A 19,474-nucleotide genomic window follows, 5' to 3' on the forward strand; every position below is an offset into this window, starting at 1 on the left:
GGGCGATGGGCGCGACAGAGACGGGTTCGGTTGGGCTTTGCGGCGAGGTCGAGGAGCAGCTCGCGGAGGTGCTCGACGGGACGGCGCGGCCGGCGCTGTACGAGCACATCGCCGGCTGCGACGCGTGCCGCGATCTCCGCCACGACGCGGCGCGCGCCGCGGAGGTCGCCGCGGCGGCCGGCGCGGACTTCCGGCCGGCAGACGGATTCGCGGACGCGCTGCTCCGGCGGATCGAGGCGGCGCGCCCCTCGGACGGCGCGACGAGCGGCGCGGTCCTGAAGGTGGCGGCCGAGGAGCAACACGACGCCGCTGGCGCGGGATCCGGCGTGACCGAGGGGCGATCGGACACCGCCGAAGGGCGATCGGACACCGCCGAAGGGCGATCGGACATCGCCGAAGGGCGATCGGACACCGCTGAAGGGCGATCGGACATCACCGAAGGGCGATCGGACACCGCTGAAGGGCGATCGGACACCGCCGAAGGGCGATCGGACATCGCCGAGCGGCGATCCGACACCGCTGAAGCCCGATCCGACATCGCCGAGCGGCGATCCGACACCGCTGAAGCCCGATCCGACACGGCCGACGTCCGATCCGGCACCACCGAAGAGCGCTCCCCTACCCCCAGGCCGCGTTCCGACACCTCCGGAGCGCGATCCGGCGCGGCCGAGGCGCGCACGGGCGGACCGCGCTCCACGATGCCGGAGCGAACCGCGCCGGCAGCGCGCCGCACGGCCTTCGGGCGGCGCTCGGCCTTCGCCGCCGCCGCCCTGGCCGCGGCGGCGGCGGTAGCGGCCGGCGTCGCCCTGCGGCGCGGCGGCGAAACGACGGCGGCGTCCGTCGCCGCCGCGGCCGGGGCGCCATGGTCCGGCAAGGTCGCCTCGGTGTCGCGCGCGTCGGCCGACAGATCGGGCGGCCTCGAGGCGTGCGACGCCGCGGGCGCCTGCGCGCCGCTCGCCGCGGGCGCCCCGCTCCCGGAGGGCGCGACCCTGCGCACCGACGCGCGGACGCGCGCCCACCTGTCGCTCGCGGACGGCTCCGCGCTCGCCATCGACCGCGGCTCCCGCGTGTGGATCGCCGGCGACGGCCGCCGCGCGCGCGTCGACGAGGGCGCCGTCGTCCTCGACGTCACCCCGGCCCCCGGCGCGCCGCCCGCGCGCATCGAGGTGCCGCACGGCCAGATCGAGGTGCTCGGGACCAAGCTCGCGATCACCGCGAGCGCCGCGCGCGCCTCGGTCGAGGTGGCCCGCGGCGCCGTGCGCGTCACCGGCGAGCGCGGCGAGCCCGTCGAGGTGCGCGCCGGCGAGGAGGCGACGCTCGCGAAGGGCGCCGCGCCCGAGGTCGCGAGCGCGACGTCGCTCGCCGACACGCTCGAGTGGAGCGACCGCTCCGCCGAGGAGGCCGACGCCCCGGCGCTCCGCGGCCTCGGCGAGCTCAGGGCGCGCAAGCCGGGCGCGACGCAGGAGAAAGAGCGGGCCGTCCGGCTCGCCAGGCACGCCGTCAAGGTGCGGATCGTCGACGTCGTCGCCAGGACCGAGATCGACGAGACCTTCGCCAACGACACCGACGAGGAGCTCGAGGGCATCTTCAGGTTCCCGCTCCCGCCGGGCGCGCAGATCGAGCGGCTCGCGCTCGAGGTGGACGGCAAGCTCATCGAGGGCGCGTTCGTCGATCGCGATCGCGGGGCCGCGATCTGGCGCGGCGTCCTCCAGAACGCCGCCCCCAAGGCGCCCAAGCCGCGCGAGGAGATCATCTGGGTCCCGGGCCCGTGGCGCGACCCCGCGCTGCTCGAGTGGCAGCGGGGCGGCCGGTTCGAGCTGCGCATCTTCCCCATCCCGAAGCGCGGCGCGCGGCGCGTCGTGCTCACCTACACGCAGCTCGTCGAGCAGGCCGGCGGCGTCCGGCGCTTCACCTACCCGCTCGCGCACGACCAGAGCGGCACGACGAACATCGGCGACTTCTCGCTCGACGTGCAGGTGCTCGGCCACGACCGGGAGTTCGGCGTCGCGACGCGCGGCTACGATCTCGCCGCCGCGCCCGCGGACGGCGCGGCCGACCGACGCACGCTGGAGGCCCGCGGGTTCACGCCGGCCGGCGACCTCACGGTCGAGTACGCGCTCCCCGATCGCGACCGGCCCGTCACCGCCTGGGCCTACCGGATGCCCCCCGCCCCGGCGCCGGCCACGCCGCCCGCGACGTCCCAGGCGCGGCGCGGCGCGGCCGGCACGTCGAAGCGCGACGGCGCGGAGCACGAGGCCTCCCTCGCCGCGGCGCAGGCCATCGCGAGCGACACGTCGCCCTACGTCGCGATCGCGATCCGGCCCCGGCTCCCCCGGTGGCAGGAGTCGACCTCGCGGCGCCACGCGATCGTCGTCGACTCGAGCCGATCCATGGTCGGCGAGCGGTTCGCCCGCGCGACGCGGCTCGCCTCGTCGCTCGTCCGCGAGATGGACCGGCGCGACGAGGTCGTCGTGCTCGCGTGCGACACCCTCTGCCGCTCGCTCGGCGACGCCGGCCAGGGCGGCGCCGCGCGCCCCATGGCCCCCGGCGCCGCCTCGGCGGGCGAGGTCGAGCGCTTCCTCGGCGGCATCGAGCCCGACGGCGGCAGCGATCTCGCCGCGGCGATGATCGCGGCGCGCGCGGCCGCCGGCCCGCTCGACGGCAAGGAGCTCCGGATCATCTACCTCGGCGACGGCACGCCCTCGGTCGGCCCGACGCGCCCCGCCCACATCGAGGCCGCGGTGCGCGGCGCGGTCCCCGCGGACGGCGCCGCCGCGGTGGTCGCGGTCGCGCTCGGGAGCGACGCGGACACCACGTCGCTCAGGGCGCTCGCGCGGGGCGGCGGCGGGGTGATGGTCCCCTACGTGCCCGGCCAGAAGGTCGCGAGCGCGGCGCAGTCGGTCCTCGGCGCGGCGTACGGCCTCGCGCTGCGCGATCCCGAGATCGAGCTCCCGCCCGGCCTGACCCAGGTCACGCCGGCGCGGCTCGATCCGATCCGCGCCGGCGGCGAGGCGCTCGTCGTGGCGCGGATGAGCTCCGGGGCCGACGTGAGCGGCGCGATCCGCCTCCGCGGCCGCGTCTCGGGCGAGCGCTTCGAGCAGACCTACCCCGTCAACATCGTCGCCACGACCGGCGCGGGCAACGCCTTCGTCCCGCGCCTCTACGCCGCGGCGAAGATCGCGGAGCTCGAGGAGACGGGCGGCGACGCGCAGAAGCCCGCCATCATCGAGCTGTCGCGGCGCTTCTCGGTGGCGAGCCGGTTCACCTCGCTGCTCGTCCTGGAGAGCGAGGCGATGTTCAAGGCGTTCGGCCTCGATCGAGACGGCATCACCTCCGCCTTCACGGGCGAGGAGCAGGCCGAGCGGGTGAGCGCGAGCGCCGAGGGGGAGGAGCCCGGCAACGCGGCGGACGAGGGCGCCGAGGAGAAGGGCGACGCGCTCGGGGCGGGCCTCGGCCTGTCAGGCAGCGGCAGGGGCGGCGGCGGCTCCGGCTGGCCGGACGCCGCGCCGGCCGCGAAGGCGGAGTCTCGCACGTCGGCCGGCGCCCCCCCGGCGTCGCCCGCCAAGCGACGACTCCCAAAGCTCGATCCCCTCTCGGGCTCGCTCGACGACATGCCGGCGCCGGCGCCGGCGCCGACGGCCGCCGCGCCCGCGGAGCCGAAGCCGGCGCCCCCGCTGGACGAGCGCGCCCGGAGATCGCGCGACGACGACCTCTTCGCCGCCGAGGAGTGGTCGCGCCCGCGCCCGCGGCGGATGATCCCGATGCGCCGGGTGTTCGATCGCAAGGTGAGCTTCGACGCGACGAACACGCTCGCGCCCGAGAGCGCCGCGAAGACCGCGGCCGCCGAGGCGGCGCTCGCGGCGGCCCCGGACAGCCGCGACAGGACGGTGGGCCTCTACGCGCTCTACGCCACGACCGGCCGCCTCGGCGAGGCCCAGGAGCTGACCGCGCGCTGGAGCGGGCGCGACGCGCTCGATCCCGACGCGCTCATCGCCCGCGCCGACCTCGCGGCGCGGCAGGGCCAGCGCGATCGCGCCGCGCGCATCCTCGGCGGCCTCGCCGACGTGCGCCCGGGCGACCGGGCCACCCAGGCGCGGCTCGCCGAGCTCTGGGACGCCGCGGGGCGGCCCGCGTTCGCGTGCCAGCACCGGGTGGCGCTCGCCGACCTCGCGCCCGCCGACGCGAAGCTCGTCGCCGCCGCGATCCGGTGCGCCGGCGAGGGCGGCATGAGCGAGCTCGCGAGCCAGCTCCGCCTCGACGCGACCTCCGCGATCCGCGCGGAGATCGACCGGCGGCTCGCGCAGCCGGACCCGGCGCCGGCCGCCGACCTGCCCGGCGACGTGCGGCTCAGCGCCGAATGGACCGGCGGGGCCGACCTCGACCTCTCCCTCATCGACGCGCAGGGGCGGCGCGTCTCGTGGATGGGCGCGACCCTCCCGTCGGTGGGTGTGCGCTCGCGCGACGCGACGAGCACGCGCTCGGAGTCCCTCGCGCTGCGGAGCCTCCCCAAGGGGAGCTACGTCGTCGAGATCGCGCGCGCGTCGGCCGAGGAGGGCGCCGGCGCCGCGAGCCCCGGGGCCAGCGCGCCGGGCCCGATCCGCGGCGAGCTGACCCTGCGCCTCGCGGGAGAGACCCGCAAGGTGCCCTTCACGCTCGACGGCGCGCGCCTCGAGCTCGGCACGGTGCGCGTCTTCTTCACCTCCCGCCTGGTGCCGGTCGACGGCCCGGCGGCCCCGCGGTTCTGAGGAAACTGACGAAACCGAAGGAACGGACGAAGACGAACCCGACGGGAACGACCTCCGCCCACGCGCGGCGGCTCTCTCTTGCGCACCCCTCCCTTCACATGTCCTGAACGACCCTCGCAGCGCGCTTCCGTAACAACCGCTTCATCGCCCCCCGGGCGCGCTCGCCCGGGGATCGAGCGGCCCTCCCGCCGCGCTCGTGTCGGGCGGAGATACCCGATACAGTTTCGACATGAATCCGCTCGTCCCGGACTTCATCCTCGAACAGGACGCCGAAGGGCAATACGCGGGAGCGATCGACGCGGCTGTCCTGCACGTCTCGCTGCCGGCGATCGTGGAGCTCGCCGAGCAGATGATCGCGCGCCAGGCGCTCGATCCGGACGCGCTGCGCTCGTTCTTCGATCCGCTGTTCGAGGCCGTGCACCAGTCGGGCGGGTTCGTCGTGACGCTGTCGCCCGCCGGCGGGTTCACCGCGCTGTTCCCCGATCGGCCAGGGCGCAACGTCACCCGGCACGCCCGCAGCGCGGCGCTCGCGATGCGGCGCAGCCTCCTGGAGCTCGCGGCGCGGCGCACGCTGGGCGCCGGAGGCGCGCAGACGCCGTTCAGGATCGGGCTCGCCTGGGGCACGGTCCACTGGACGATCGTGCGCATCGCCCCGGATCGCGCGTACTTCCTGATCTACGGCCCCGCGATGGAGGCCTGCCAGGCGACCGACCGCGGGGTCGACGACAGCGAGCTCCACCTCGATCGCAGCTTCCGCGAGCGGCTCCCCGCGGCGAGCGCGCGGGAGAGCGTGGCCGAGCTCGACGAGGCCGATCTCCTGAGCGGGCCCCCCTCGCTGACGATCACGTCGGCCCCGACGGACGCGGACGTCGAGGCGTTCCTGCCGCCGGGCGCGGGCGATCTCGCGCCGGAGGGCGAGATCCGCGAGGTGACGACGGTGTCGGTCTCGCTCGATCGGGTGGAGAGCCCGACGGAGCTCCTCCAGCAGCTGCACGAGATCTCGGCGATGTACGGCGCGACGTTCGCCGGCATGACCGTGACCGAGCGCGGCTTCGGCGCGCAGTTCTACTTCGGCGCGCCCGTCGCGCACGAGAGCGACCACGATCGCGCCCTCGACTTCGCGCTCGAGCTGAAGAGCAACGGCCTCGGCGTGCCCCGGCTCGCGGTGGGCGTCACCCGCGCGCGCTGCCTCGTCGGCTTCTTCGGCGCCGTGGGCCGCCGCGAGTTCGCGTGCGTCGGCCGCGCCATCCACCTCGCCGCGCAGATCGCGCGGAAGGCCGCGCCGTCGTCGATCTGGGCGGACGAGCGGGCGTTCCGCGCGGGCGAGGCGAGCCACCAGTGGTCGACGGAGAACATCTTCCGGTTCGACGGGTTCGATCTGCCGATCCTCGTCTACTCGCTCGAGCGGCGGCGCATCGCGGTGCAGGAGGAGTTCTACGACCTCGGCCCCATCGGCCGCGAGGTCGAGCTCGGGCGGCTCACGCAGGCGCTCGAGCCCCTGTTCACCGGGCGCTCCGCGGGCGTCGTGTACATCCTCGGCGAGGCGGGCATCGGCAAGAGCTACCTCGTGCACAGCTACCGCCACCAGCGCGCGCAGCTCATGGACATGCGCCCGCTCCTGTGGATCGAGGCCCGCTGCGATCAGACGCTGAGGACCCCGCTCTACGCGTTCGAGTTCGCGCTCAAGGAGTACCTCGGGATCTCGTCGGAGCTCGGCCAGCGGGCCAAGCAGGCGGGGCTCGATCTGGCGCTGGAGCTGCTCCTGGAGCGGCTGCCCGAGAGCTGGACCGAGGCGCGGGCCGGGATCGACAGGTCGCGCGAGGCGCTCGCGCGGCTGCTCAGGCTGCGCGGCCAGGAGGCGGGGGCCGAGGCCGAGGAGCGCGACGAGGTCCTCGGGGCGCTCGCGGCGCTGCTCGTCGCGGAGAGCTCGCTGCAGCCGGTGGTGGTGCACCTCGACGACGCGCAGTGGGCCGATCGGACCTCGCTCGACGCGGTGCGCGCGATCACGGCCGCCTGCAGGGACCTGCCGCTGGCGGTGATCTGCTCGGCGCGGCCGGCGGCGTCGTCGGGGGAGGGGGTGGACGCCCGCATCCCGCTCGACGCCGGCATCCCGTCGCACGCGATCGAGCTCGCGCCGCTCCCGGCGGAGCGGCTGCTCACGCTCGCGGAGCCGTTCTTCGGCGGCCCGCTCCCCACGATGCTCGGGTCGCTGCTCGGCCAGACCGCGGGGGGGAACCCGTTCTTCGCGCAGGAGATCCTCGCGTACTGGCTGGAGGACGGGCGGTACGGGTCGGCCCACGACGCCGCGCGCTCGAGCCGGTTCATGCCGCCGCGGACCGTGAACAGCCTGCTCGTCGCGCGGCTCGAGCGGCTCGAGCCGCGGACGCGGCAGACGGTGATCTCCGCCGCGGTGCTGGGGCGCGAGTTCGACACGCGCGTGCTCGCCCGGATGATCCCGGACGCCTCGGCGCTCGTGGATCACCTGCGCTTCGGCGAGGCGCAGCGGATCTGGTCGCGGATGGGGGAGCACCGCTTCGAGTTCTGCACGGTGCTGATCCGCGACGCCGCGTACGGGATGCAGCCGAAGGAGACGGCGGAGCGGCAGCACCGCCTCGCGGCGGAGGCGATCGAGGCCGTCTACGGCGACGATCTCGAGGATCAGCGCGCGGCGCTCGACAGCCACCGGCGGCTCGCGGGCTGAGCGCGCCCGGCCGTTCTGGCCGGCGGGGCGCGGGTGGAACGTCGGGGCGGTACGTGGAAGCGCGTGGAACCCCCTCGACGCCGCTTTCGAAGTGCGGCAACTGTCCGCGCATGAGCACGGCCCATCACGAGGCTCACGCGGCCCCGGCGCACGACGTGAGCGATCACCATGGCTTCGACGGGGAGCCCGCCCGCGCGCTGCCGGCGGACGAGCCGCCCACCCCGAACTGGGTCCCTGCGCTGGGGCTCGCGGTCTTCGTGGTGGCTGGCGTCACGTTTCTCGCGCTGCACAGCGGCGACGACGGCGCCGTGGGGCAGGCCGCGCCGGCGGGCGCGCGCCCGGCTGCGGCCGAGGTTCGCCCGGCGGCGGCCGGCGCTCGCCCCGCCCCGGCTGGCGCCCGACCGGCGACCGCCGAGGCTCGCCCCGCGGCTCAGCCCGGCGCGCGCCCGGCGGCGCCGACCGGGCCCGCGGCGGGGGCAGCCGCGGAGGCCCTGCGCGCCGGCGCGGCCGGCACCGCCGCGCCGGGCCCGGCGAACCTGCGCAAGCTGACGCCGCAGGAGGTGGATCTGGTGCGCAAGCGCATGGAGGCGCGGCAGAAGGACGGCGCCCCGGCTCCGTCGAAGTGAGCGAGATGGCGGTGGACCCCGCCGCGGCGCGCATGCGCACGGTGCTGGTGCTCGGCGCGGGCACGATGGGCCAGGGGATCGCGCAGGTCACGGCGGTCGCCGGCTACGTGACGCGCCTCTACGACGTCGACGCCGCGCGGATCGGCGCGGCGATCGAGGACACCAAGCGCGCGACCGATCGCCTCGTCCAGAAGGGCAAGATGCTCAACGAGGCGCGCAGCGAGATGATCGGGATGCTCGTGGCGTCGCCGGATCTCGAGCGCGCGGCGGCGGACGCCGATCTCGTGATCGAGGCGGTGCCCGAGCGGATGGATCTCAAGGTCGAGGTGCTCGGCCGGGTGAAGGCGGCGGCGCCGGAGCGGGCGCTGCTCTGCACGAACACGTCGAGCCTGAGCGTCACCGAGCTCGGGCGCCGGCTCGGCGCGGGCGGGCGCACGATCGGCCTGCACTTCTTCAACCCGCCGCCGGTGATGGAGCTGCTCGAGGTGGTGCGGGGGCTCGAGACCGACGAGGCGACGGTGACGGCGGCGCTCTCGGTGGCGAGGCGCCTGGACAAGACGCCGATCGTGGTGAACGACACGCCCGGCTTCGCGACGAGCCGGCTCGGCGTGGCGCTCGGCGCCGAGGCGATGCGGATGCTGGAGGCCGGGGTGGCGTCGGCCGTCGACATCGATCGGGCGATGGAGCTCGGGTACCGGCACCCGATGGGGCCGCTCAAGCTGACGGACCTCGTGGGGCTCGACGTGCGGCTCGCCATCCTGGAGCACCTCCACCGCGAGGTGGGGGAGCAGTTCCGGCCGCCGGTGATCCTGCGGCAGATGGTGCGGGCGGGGAAGCTCGGGAAGAAGACGGGCGAAGGGTTCTACCGGTGGACGGAGGCGGGGGCACAGCCCAGCGACGGCTGGCGCCGCGGGTAGGGAGCGCGGCGGGCGCCGCGCGCGGCCGAGGGCGCGCTACCGGTTCAGCTTGTCCTTCTTGGCGTTCTCTTCGGCTTCCTTCTGACGCTCGGCCTCGCGCTGGACGATGCGCTCCTTGACCGCGGCGTAGTCCTTCTCGTCCTTCATGCGCCGGTCGAGCTGCTTCTGCCGCTCCGCCGCGGTCGCCGGATAGCCGGTCGCCTTGGGGTTGCTCGTCAGGAACGTGCTGTAGGCCCCCCACGCATCCTTCGCCGCCTGCCAGTTCTTCTGACGCTCGCGCAGATCGGCGAGGCAGAAGAGCACCTTGGCGTGGAGCTCCTCCGTTCCCTTCTTGCCGATCGCCGTGGTCCAGGCCGTCTCGGCCTCCGCCGTGTTGCCGGACTCCAGCATCGCCTCGCCGAGCAGGTAGAAGCCGAGCATCTTCGAGGAATCCAGCTTGATCGCATCCTGGAACGCCGCGATCGCGCCGGGGATGTCGCGCGCCACGAACGACGCCTGGCCCTTCAGGACCTGCTCCGTGTAGGGGCTGATGCCGGTGTGCCCGTTGGGATCTTTGCGCTGCGACGGAGCAGCGTCGGGCGCGGCCGCCGCCTGCGGCTTCTCCGTGCCCGCAGGCGGCTGGGCGGCGACCGGCGCCGCGGAGAAGACGACAGCGAGAGCGAGCGATGCGACGACAGCGAGCGAGCGGTCCTGCATGCCCGCCAAGGTACCGCAGTCGCGGCCCGGAGGGGAACGTTGCTGCAGCACAGGGCAACGACGGTCGCCGCCGCGCGGCGGTCGCCGCCGCTCTGGGGGCAGGGACGAACCGCAGCGGCCCCCTGGCACAACACGCCGCCGGCCCGCAGCGGGCCGAGCGCCCGCGACCTCGATCGCTGAGGGGGCTTCGCGTCCCGGCTCGCCCGCGACCACATCGCGTTCTGGTCCCCTCGCCTGCCGGCTCGCCTGTGACCACATCGCGTTCTGGTCCCTTCGCGTCCGGGCTCGCCCGCGACCACAACGCGTTCTGGTCCCCTCGCCTGCCGGCTCGCCCGCGACCACATCGCGTTCTGGTCCCCTCGCCTGCCGGCTCGCCCGCGACCACATCGCGTTCTGGTCCCCTCGCCTGCCGGCTCGCCCGTGACCACAACGCGTTCTGGTCCCTTCGCGTCCGGGCTCGCCCGCGACCCCATCGCGTTCTGGTTGTCCCAGCAAGCAAGTGCTTGAAAGCAGACGTTTTTCTTGGGACTACGTGACCCAGTTCACAACTGCGCCAGCCGGCCCGGCAAACGCTCCGGTCCCGGAAGCCCAACCAGGGCAGGCTACTTCCGCCGCGGTCTGAACGGATCCGGCGGCAACCCGGCATCCGGAGGCCGACCCGCATCCACCGGCGGCCAGCCCGCATCCGGCCAGCCCGCGTCCACCGGCAGCCTCCCCGCGTCCTGCCACCCCGCGTCCACCGGCGGAAAGCCCCCATCGGGGCCAGCGTCCGGCAAGCCCGCGTCCGCCGATCCCCCGGCGTCCGCCGGCAGCTTCCCCGCATCCCCCGGCGCGCCCCCGTCGACCGCCACCCCGCCCTGCGCGCTCAGCGACACCAGGCGGCCGTCCGGCTCCGGCGGCCAGAGGAAGCGCTCCTCCGCGCCCGTCTTCCGGTCCACCAGCTTGGCCCAGCTCGCGCGCGGGTTGTCCGCCATCTGCACGCGCAGCCGCGCCGTCACGCCGCTGTCGAACGTCGGACGGCGGAGCAGGGCGCCCGGCGGACGCTCCGGCGCGTCCCCCGTCAGCGGCACGTCGAAGCGGACCCGATCGAGCAGCTCCTGGCCCACGTACAGCTCGATCGCGAACCGGCCCATCACCCGCGCCGTCGCCAGGGGCCGGTCGAGCGCCACCGGCCGCACCCGCACGATCGAGCCCTTCCCCTTCGCGTACTGCACGTCGAAGACCCACTGCTTCGCGCTGGGCCGCGGGGCAGGGTCCGGCGCATACCCCGCGCGGGACGGCGGAGCTTGCGGCTCGGCGACGGCGACCACGCCGGCGGCGGCGAGCGCAAGGCCAGCGAGGAGCCCCAGGGCGGCGCGGGTGAGAGGGCGAGGCGAGGTCATCGGGTACCGGAAGAAGGCCCGAGCGGCAGGGCCGCCTCGAGCGTCGCGGAGAGCACCTCTTCCCACGCCGAGCCGCCGCCGTCGAGCGCTACCCAGAGCTCGCGGAGCTCGTCCGGCACCGGCGCGATCGCCGCGCAGAGCTCGCCGCGCTCGTCCGGCACCGTGACGCGCAAGGCGTGCAGCGCGACGCGCGAGAGCGGGATCACCCGGCCCCTCGCCGTGGTCACGGACCGGGCCCCGCCATGGTCGCGATCGCCGAGGAGCGGCGCCCCCGCGTGCGCCGCGTGCACCCGGAGCTGGTGCGTGCGGCCCGTCACCGGGTCCAGGCGCAGCAGCGTGGCCGGCGCCGCGCCGCCGCCCGCCGAGGCGACCGCGCGGTAATGCGTCGACGCGTCTTTCGCGTCCGCGCCGCCCACCGCGGGCAGGCTGCGACCGCCCCGCGCCCGCGCCGCGCCGATGGGCGCATCCCACGTGCCCGACCCCTCGACGCGACCCCCGGCGACGCCGACGTACACCCGCGCGATGCGCCCCGCCTCGCGCATCGCAACCACGTGTCGCCGGCCCCGCGCGCCCGTCGCGCACAGCACCGCGCCGCTCACGCCGACGTCGAGCCGCGAGGCGGCGTGCGGCAGGTCGCGCAGCCCGAGCAGCTCCGCGACCTCCGTGACCAGCGACCGCGTGCCCCGGCGCTCCGGCTCCGTCGGCAGCGCCGCAGGCTTCGACGCGACGAGGAGCTCCCCCCAGCGCGCCAGCACCTCCACCGGCGGCGCCCCCGGCGCGTCGCGCCGCGCCGGCCACACCGCGAGCTCGTCGCCGAGGGCCACCGCGTCGCCGGGCCGCGCGCGCCGGCCGTTCAGGAACGCGCGCCCCTCCGCCGCCGCGCCCGCGAGGCCCCGCGACGCGCCGCCCGCGCGCTCGAGGACGTCGGCCACCGTGGGGCCGTCCGAGGGCCCGACGCGGAAGCGCGCGGCCGTCATCCGGGCGTCGCCGCGCGCGGTGCAGCGCCGCCGCCAGGAGCTCCCCCGGCGACGACGCCCGGCGGCGACGGCGAGGCGCGCTCGTCGAGGCGCTCGACCACGCCGCGATCGCCGTCGATGCGGAGCCGATCGCCCGTCTTGATCGCCAGCGTCACGCCGGGGACGTTCACCACCGCGGGGATGCCGTACTCCCGCGCGACGATCGAGGCGTGCGACATGGGGCCGCCGAGCTCGGTCACGACCGCGGCGGCCACCAGGAACAGGGGCGAGAGGCCGACGTCGGTCGTGCGCGCGACCAGCACCTCCCCCGGCGCCACTGCGTCGAGCGCCGAGGCGCCCGGCTCGAGCACGCGGGCCCGCCCCTCGACGACCCCAGGGCTCGCCGGCAGCCCGAGCAGGCGCTCCCCGGACGCGGGCGGCAGCACGACCGGCGGCGGCCGGCCGATGAAGGTGGCCGGCGGATCGGGGCGCGCGGCGTCGCGGAGGTGCTCGGCGCGCCGCAGCCGGACGAGGTGGCCCACGTCGGCGCGGCCGCTGAAGAGCGCCGTCGCGAGCTCCTCGTAGGTGCAGAAGAAGACGCTCCCGGGCTCCAGCGAGGGATCGAGGCGCCGGAGGCGCCGGTCGATGTCGAGCGCGACCCTGCGCAGCATGCCGAGGACGCGCGTCACCCACGTGCGCATGCGCTCCCGCAGGCGCACGTAGCGCTGCGCGCGGCCGACGAGGGTGCGCAGGAGCGCGAGCTCCAGCCGCGGCACGCGCGTCTCGAGCATCGCCATCTCCCGATCGGCGAGCGCCCGGGCGCGCGCCAGCGCGCGCTCCGGATCGCCCGGCGCGCCGCGCAGCGACGCCGTGAGCATCGCGACGACCGGCGACGGGTCCTCCCGCCAGCGCGGCGTCGCGAGCTCCGCCTCGCGCACGGCGCGATCGCCGTAGGCGTCGAGGAACCGCGCGTACGCGTCGCGCGCCGGCCCCTCGGGCAGGTCGCGCGGCCACAGGACCCCGCCGGCGAGGAGCCGCTCGCGCGCCGTCCGATCCTGCAGGACGAGCTCGGCGACCCGCGCGAGCTCGATGCCCGGCCCCGCGCTGTCGAGCTCGCGCACGCCGCCCGCGAGCACCTGCGCCAGGTGCTCGACGTTCGTCTCGGCGCGCCCGGCCGGCGCGTCGAGGTGCGCCTCCCCGGAGGCGGAGCGCGCGGAGGCGCGGCGGCCCGCGATGCGCTCGAGCGCCTTGCACAGCGCGAGATGGCTCGCGAGCGACGCCGACGCGCAGTGCAGCATCCGCGTGCCGGTCCGCTCGAGCAGCAGGAAGACGCTCCGGAGCGTGGTGCCGATGGCGTCGTCCGGCAGGAGCGTCATGTCGAGCTCGGAGAGGGCGCGCTGCGCCCAGAGCGCCTCGCCCTCGTAGGCCGCCACCTCGCGCTCGAGCCGCGCCTGCCGGAGGAGGAGCCGCGGCCCCGTGAGCGGCAGCCGCGCATAGAAGCCGCGCCGCGAGACGCCCTCGCTCTGCTCGGCGAGCCGCGCGATGAGCGCCTCGCTCGCCCCGCCGCTCATGCCGAGCAGCGCGCGCGGCGAGAGCCCCGGGACCTGCGCCGCGATCCGCATGAAGGCGGTGAGGTTGAGGTAGAAGCGCCCGTGCACGTTGGCCACGAGGCGCGCGCCGCGCGGCACGCGGCAGCCGAGCGCGGCGAACGCCTCGCGGAAGCCCCGGTCGGAGAACGCCCGCGCAACCGACCAGGTGAGCGGCGTGGCCGCGCCGGGGAGCGCCTCGCCCACGTTGGCGCGCGACCAGATCGTGTCGGCGTCGCCGCCCTCGGGGAAGCCGCCGCCGCTCACCGGGCGCACCTGGAGCAGCCACACGCGCCGCGCCGGGGAGGGCGCGCCTTCGCCGGCCTCCCGCGCCGCCGGGGAGGGCGCGCCTTCGCCGGCTTCCCGCGCCGCCGGAACGGACGCGCCCGCCGCGGCGGCGGCCTCCGGCCGGTCGGACGGCGCTTCCCCGTCGACCACGAGCCCCGCGCCGGGCGGGCCCTCGCCGCGCTCCTCGACCACCTCGACAGCGAACTCCACGTCGAACGGGCCCTTGCCGCCCTGCTCGAGCCGCTCGGCGAGCTCGGCGAGCTGCCGCAGCGCGGCCTCGCCGAGCGCCGGCTGCTCGGCGCTCGCCTCGGGCACCGGGACCTCCTCGAGCCCGGCCGCGCCCACGACGAGCGCGCGCCGCTTCTGCGCGACCGCCGACGCGACGACCCTGCCGCCGTCGCGCGCCAGCCGGATCGTGTCGGCCGCCGCGGCGCCGTCGACGACCGGCGCGCCGAGCCCGAGCGTGGCGTTCACGAGCCGCTCGCCGGCGTGCCAGTGCTCGCCCTCGAGCCCCGGCGGGGGCGCGGTGAACAGCACGCCCGCGGCCTCGGCGCGCACCATCACCTGCAGCACGACGCCCATCGCGACGTCGCGGACGCCGGCGTGCGCGAGGTACGCGAGCGCGCGCGGCAGGAAGGCGCTCGCCCAGACCTGCCGGATCGCGGCGTCGAGCCCGGCCTCGCCGCGCACGCCGAGCACGGTCGTCGCGAGCCCCGCCATCGACGTCTCCTCGCTGTCCTCGCACGTGGCGCTGGACCGCACCGCGAGGCCCCACGGCGCCTCCTGCTCGACGGCCTGCCAGAGCGCCCGCAGCGCGGTCGAGAGCGCCTCGGGCAGCGGCTCGCTCAGGATGCGGTCGCGCGCGCGCGCCGCCCGGTCGACGCCCGCCCTCGTGCCCGAGAGCCGGATCAGCGTGGCGAGGTCGTGCCCCGGCGGCAGCTGCCGGTCGACGAGCTCCGTGAAGCACCGCGCGTCGAGCACCCACCCCCGCGGCACCGGGAAGCCGTCGCGGAGCAGGCGGCCGAGCGAGGCCGCCTTGCCGCCGACGCGCTTCGCGCTCGTGTGGCGGCGCAGGCCGGCGCTCTCGAGCGGCTTGAGCCACTCGCGCACGGTGGGCGGGTCGGTCGCGCCGTCGGCGCGGGCGGTGCGTGTGGGGTCGGCCACGTCGATGCCGAGGGAGTAACACGGTTCGTCGGCCTGGGTCAGGGGCATGTGACGGCCGGGCCGCCACGATCACGGCGGCGGCAAACCGCGCTGGATCCGCTCGTGCCAGAGCACCATTTCAACGCCGCCCGGCCCCCGATTCCAGGCGTAGTCGTGCGGGCCGGGCACGACGAGCAGGGTGTGGGTCACGCCGTCCTGCCGCAGCCGATCGCTGAGCGCCTGGATGGCGGGCAAGAAGGGGTCGGCCTCGCTCGACACGAGCCGGAGCGCGACCGCGCGGCGCTCCATGGCCCGGCGCGCGAGCGCGGAGAACATCTCCGCTTCGCCCGCCCGCACCGCGGGCTGCAGGGCGCCGACCGCGCCGAAGACGTCGGGGAACGACAGGCCGACGAGCAGCGCGAGGCGGCCGCCGAGGCTCACGCCGTCGATGCCGGTGGCCTCGCGCGCCGCCTGGCAGCCGCCCTCGGCGCGCGCCCGCGGCAGGAGCCGCTCGACGAGGAAGCGGCCGAAGCCCGCGGCCCCCTCGACGGAGCGGTCGCGGAGGTCGGGCGTGAACGGCGTGGCGATGCACAGCCCGCGGTAGGGGTGCTCCTTCAGCGAGGCGTTGAGCTGCGCGAGCCGCTCGGGCGTCACCATCTGCCCGAGATCGTCCGGCGTGAGCGGCGGCGAGCGGAGCCGCCGGAGGGCCGCGTCGAGGCCGTAGTCGTCGCGCCAGCCGCGCGCGCCGACCTCGAGGCCTCGCACCGCCTCGCCGCGCCCGTGCAGCGCGACGAGGAGCGGCGGCGCCGGCGCGGCCTCGGGCGCGAGGAGCAGCGCGCGCTGCGGGCCTTCGCCCTCGGAGGCGGGCTCGAACGGGAGATCCTTCCAGGCCGAGGGGGCCGCCTCCTCCGGCGCCGGCGGTGAGGTGCCTCGCCGGCACGAGGGCGCGGCGAGCGCGGCGAGGCCGAGCAGCGCGCGCCGGCGCGAGAGCGGGGGGATCGTCGTGGCGGCCATCGGCGGCGAGGGTAGCAGCGGGGCGCGGGCGCAGCCCTGGGCAGGCCCACGTGCCCCTAGGTAGGATTTGCCTCTCCTGCTCCCCTGGTTTCTTGGCGCCCTTGGCGTCATGGCGGTTCACGTCGTCGCCCGCCTGGCCGCGGCAGAGAGAGGACCTGGCTGAAGCGCCGGATCAGCCGCCAGAGGGGCTGAAGAGGAGGGGATAGGTCACGGTCACGATGCCGGCGTCCGGCGGCGGGAACGACAGCCCGTAGAACGAGCGCACCACGCAGGAGACCACGCCGGCGTCCGGCAGATCGGAGCCGCCGTTGTGGACGCTCGACACCGCCCCGTCGCGGCCGATCACGAAGCCGACCGACACGCGCCCGGTGAGGTTCGGGCTGTTGCGCAGCCCGTTCTCGTAGCAGAGCCGGAAGCGGCCGAAGTTCTGGCGCACGATGCGCTGGATGACCTCCGGCGGGATCCGGCCCGACACCGTGGTCGTGCCGACCCCCATGCGCGGCGCGCGCGTCTTGTGGCCAGGGCCGTTGGCGAAGCGCGACGCGCCGCCGCCAGGGCCGAAGCCCGGCCCATCGCCGACGCCGCTCCCGTGGTTGATGGTGCCGATCGACCCGATCCCGATGCCCACGAAGCGCCCGCCGCCGCCCTCGCCGACGCCCGTCAGCCCGAGCCCGCCCACGCCGCCCGACTCGTCGATCGTCTCACCCCACAGGTTGGCGATCACGCTCCTTTCGCCGTTGCCGAGCGTGTCGTCGCCGCCCCAGGGCGCCGAGAGCGCGTTGGGATCGCCGCCGGACCCCGCGTGGAGCACGCCGATCATGCCGAAGCGCGCCGCGTCGTCGAGCGCCTGGGCCCGCGAGATCCGCACGTCGCGGTTGTCCTTCGGCCCCTGGATCTCGAAGCGCCCGCCCGTCTTCCGGCTCGTCTCGCTCCCGGCCTTGCCCGACTCGCCCATCGCGGCCGCGCCGGAGCCGCCCTCACGCTCGGTCCGGCCGGTCGCGTCGGTGACGTCCTTCGCCTCGGGCAGCTCCTTCTCGGCGATCGCGCCGATCGCCTGCGCCATGAGGTAGGCCTGCTCCGCGCTCACGCCGCCGTCGTCGGCCATGGCGAGCGGGGGCATGAACGCGGCCATGGCCCCGAGCAGGCCGACGTGGAGCAGCGTCGAGAGCGCGGCGAACGGCAGGTTGCGGCGGTCCATGCCGGCCTTGCCCGCGACGCGGCGGCCCGCCCTGCCCACCGCCACCTCGAACCCGAAATCGCCGAGCTCGAGCCTCGCGCGAGCGCCGGGCGGCAGCGCGATCCGCCGCGCCCCGTCGAGCTCCGCGCACGGCGCCGCGCGGCCGGTAGCGATCGCCTGCGCGATCGTCATCCTGCAGCTGCCGAACTCGATGGATCCCGACGCGCCCGGCGGGATGACGGCGCTCACCTCCCCGCCCTCGCCGACGAGCACGAGCGGCGCCCGCGCCGCGCCGAGGCGCTCCGCAGGTAGGAAGAAATCGCACCCGCCCCCGGGGCCCTCCGCCTCGCCGACATGAAAGGCGCGCGGCGGCGTCAGGTGCGCCACGTGAAGCGGGGTGTTCCCCCACCGGATGATCACCTCGAGCGACAGCGCGTCGGTCTCGCACTCGTCGGCGGGGACGTCCGGCGCGCTCTTGACGAGCGCGTACGTATAGGAGCCCTCCGGCGCGTCCGCGGGCACGTCGGCCTCGATGGCCGGATACGGGCTGAAGGGCAGGTTGCTGAGGAACGGATTCGAGGGTGCGATGCCCGGAGCCATCTTGAACGTGTCCATCGGAGAACAGCCCTTTCCCTGCTCGCGCTCGCGCGCATGTCCGCGCGGCGAGCGGTCTGAATGGAGCGAGCCCTCGAGGGCCCGCCTCTCTCGGCGCGCCCCGGCGCACGCGCGGCGAGCTTCACCGCTCTCTGCGTGCGCCGCGGAGCACCGCGTCCACGCCAGGGATCGACAGCGCCGCCCGCCCCAGGTTCCGGAGCCGCGCCGCGATTTTCAGCGGCGCATCCGCGCGTCCGGGGGTTCCAGTTTCTGGACCGCCGCCCGGCGCCTCGAGGTGGTTTGGTGGTGGCCCGCGCCATCACCCCGCGGGATCGCGCCGCCACCTCGAGCGGAACCGCGGGGCGGCCGACGGCGGCCGACGGCGCCCGCGCGGGCACGATCCCCGCGCATCCCGGGGAGATCGCTGAAGTCCCGGGTGGCGCGACGCCCCCGTTGAAGGACGCCAGGCGATGGCACGGAAGCTGCGAATAACGCTGGGTGCGTTGGCGACGTCGTCGAGGTCGACGCCGTTGTCGACGTCAACGACGCGCGACCGCGCTGAACGGAGCGCGGCGCGCTGACGCCCGCGCCCGTCGACGCTGCCCGGCGCCGGTCCACGCCCGTGGTCCAGCGGCGGCGCGCCCGTGGAGCGCGCGCCGGGCGGCGGGCCGCGGCGAACATCCACCGATCGAGACAACGAAGGAGTCGAGCGTATGAGCAACAGGCGATCGTTCCATGTCCTCGCAGGGGTTCCGGTGCTCGGGTGCCTCCTTGCGATGCCGTCGTCGGCGCGCGCGCAGCACGAGACGCACGTCTACGGGGTCGCGAACTTCGGACACACGGGGGAGTGCGAGGACGACACCAGCCTGTCGCACTCGGTGCACACGAGCACCGCCGCCGCCTTCGCGAGCACGTTCAACCTCCTCCGCATGGTCTCCCTCTGGGACGAGGTCTCGACGCGCAACAACACGAGCGCCCGGGGGAGCTACTGGACCGACTCGAGCCAGGCGGCGTCCTGCGCCTGCTCGGCGAACGACATGGCGTCCGGCTCGGGCGCGGACGAGGCCGATGTCGTCTTCATCCACACGCACGGCTGGCACGACGCCGGGAGCTCGTCGACGCCCGCTTACAGCGGCCTGGTCATGGGCAACGGCAGCTACGACTGCCGCGTCCTGACGAACGAGAACATGCTCTTCGGCAACCCGGGCACGGGCGGGGACCTGGAGATCGCCGTCGTCAAAGCGTGCCAGTCGGGCGACTACGACGTGTGGAAGAACGGGGGATACCGGCAGCAGATCACGACCTCGGACAGCACCATGACGATGTGGAACGCGTTCCACGGCGACTCGTCGTGCGGCAATCACGTGAAGGACTACGTGGGCGACTACTCGATCAGCTCCATCTCCAACGGGGTGGGAGAGAACTGGATCGACGAGGCCTACGACGACAGCCAGTTCAGCAACGACGACGACTGCCCCGTCTCGATCGTGTTCGGCGCGTCGTTCGCGTCGCGGGAGCTCATGTACGAGTACGGCGGGTGGCGCGACCGGAAGAACACCGGACTGAAGACCGGCTCGACCATCTATTACATCGCCGGCTGCGACCCATCGAACGGGCGCGTGCTGCCCGGCGGATGAACGACGAACGCC

11 protein-coding genes are annotated in these 19,474 nt (G+C 75.7%); 5 read left to right on the forward strand and 6 right to left on the reverse strand.

The window, feature by feature from the left end:
- The first annotated feature begins 5 nt into the window (after positions 1-5).
- From WMF34_RS40130 to WMF34_RS40145, 4 genes are all read left to right on the forward strand, one after another.
- Entirely contained in the window at positions 6-4,745 is a 4,740-nt protein-coding gene (locus WMF34_RS40130; RefSeq protein WP_437991114.1) for a VIT domain-containing protein, read from the forward strand.
- A gap of 229 nt (positions 4,746-4,974) precedes the next feature.
- On the forward strand, positions 4,975-7,446 hold the full coding sequence (locus tag WMF34_RS40135) for an AAA family ATPase (RefSeq protein WP_044966983.1): 2,472 nt from the start codon (positions 4,975-4,977) through the stop codon (positions 7,444-7,446).
- 110 nt (positions 7,447-7,556) lie between these two features.
- Positions 7,557-8,072 (forward strand): hypothetical protein, encoded by a 516-nt coding sequence (locus tag WMF34_RS40140; protein WP_044966985.1) that lies wholly within the window; start codon positions 7,557-7,559, stop codon positions 8,070-8,072.
- 5 nt (positions 8,073-8,077) lie between these two features.
- A complete protein-coding gene (locus WMF34_RS40145) occupies positions 8,078-8,989 on the forward strand; it encodes a 3-hydroxyacyl-CoA dehydrogenase family protein (RefSeq protein ID WP_437991115.1) in 912 nt (303 codons plus the stop codon).
- A gap of 36 nt (positions 8,990-9,025) precedes the next feature.
- On the opposite strand, the gene WMF34_RS40150 is transcribed toward WMF34_RS40145, so the two are convergent.
- From WMF34_RS40150 to WMF34_RS40175, 6 genes are all read right to left on the reverse strand, one after another.
- A complete protein-coding gene (locus tag WMF34_RS40150; RefSeq protein WP_437991116.1) occupies positions 9,026-9,685 on the reverse strand; it encodes a tetratricopeptide repeat protein in 660 nt (219 codons plus the stop codon).
- Positions 9,686-10,287: 602 nt separating this feature from the next.
- A complete protein-coding gene (locus WMF34_RS40155; protein ID WP_437991117.1) occupies positions 10,288-11,067 on the reverse strand; it encodes a hypothetical protein in 780 nt (259 codons plus the stop codon).
- Positions 11,064-12,044, reverse strand: coding sequence for a pseudouridine synthase (locus WMF34_RS40160; protein WP_012240517.1), 981 nt, complete (start codon positions 12,042-12,044; stop codon positions 11,064-11,066). Before WMF34_RS40160 ends, WMF34_RS40155 begins: the two co-directional genes overlap by 4 nt.
- Positions 12,041-15,109: a PEP/pyruvate-binding domain-containing protein gene (locus WMF34_RS40165; protein WP_437991118.1), complete on the reverse strand. Its 3,069-nt coding sequence runs from the start codon at positions 15,107-15,109 to the stop codon at positions 12,041-12,043. The genes WMF34_RS40160 and WMF34_RS40165 overlap by 4 nt, the downstream gene beginning before the upstream one ends.
- 21 nt (positions 15,110-15,130) lie before the next feature.
- On the reverse strand, positions 15,131-16,054 hold the full coding sequence (locus WMF34_RS40170) for an alpha/beta hydrolase (RefSeq protein WP_012240519.1): 924 nt from the start codon (positions 16,052-16,054) through the stop codon (positions 15,131-15,133).
- 172 nt (positions 16,055-16,226) lie between these two features.
- Positions 16,227-17,846 carry an AgmX/PglI C-terminal domain-containing protein gene (locus WMF34_RS40175; protein WP_437991119.1) on the reverse strand — a complete coding sequence of 540 codons (1,620 nt, stop codon included), beginning with the start codon at positions 17,844-17,846 and terminating at the stop codon, positions 16,227-16,229.
- A 692-nt stretch (positions 17,847-18,538) separates the two neighbouring features.
- Between WMF34_RS40175 and WMF34_RS40180 the strand changes: the two genes are divergently transcribed.
- Entirely contained in the window at positions 18,539-19,462 is a 924-nt protein-coding gene (locus tag WMF34_RS40180; protein WP_012240521.1) for a hypothetical protein, read from the forward strand.
- Positions 19,463-19,474 lie beyond the last annotated feature (12 nt).

This window comes from Sorangium sp. So ce145 (assembly GCF_051525985.1).
Lineage (GTDB): Bacteria > Myxococcota_A > Polyangia > Polyangiales > Polyangiaceae > Sorangium > Sorangium cellulosum_B.